Origin of the sequence: Campylobacter concisus UNSWCS, from assembly GCF_000466685.1 — a bacterium.
In the GTDB taxonomy this organism is placed as follows: domain Bacteria; phylum Campylobacterota; class Campylobacteria; order Campylobacterales; family Campylobacteraceae; genus Campylobacter_A; species Campylobacter_A concisus_A.
Map to the genome: position 1 here is coordinate 1 of NZ_ANNG01000055.1, position 282 is coordinate 282.

General features: G+C 32.6%; 1 protein-coding gene. It reads left to right on the plus strand.

Features of this window, described 5'->3' with window-relative positions; genetic code table 11:
* Positions 1-282: POTRA domain-containing protein (locus UNSWCS_RS12020; RefSeq protein WP_035143910.1), on the plus strand; the 282-nt coding region annotated here is incomplete at both ends.

Below are 282 nucleotides of genomic sequence, written 5' to 3' on the forward strand. Positions count from 1 at the left end.
AGGTAAGCTAAATTTAAACGAAACCCAATGCTTTAAAATAGATAAAATTTCACTTCTTAGTGAGAACGAAGTTGCTAGCTTTAACGCTAGTAGTGGTGCTGATGAGGCTATAATAAGAAAAGCTTATAATGCAAACTACTCTAAATTTAACTCTATTTTAGAGGCTAGCTTAAACAAGCTTGATTTTAAAGCTGGCAGCTGTCTTGGCAAAAACTCTATCAATCTAATCATAAACTCTTTTAACAACGAGATAATAAAAAGTGGCTATATCACTTCAAGTGC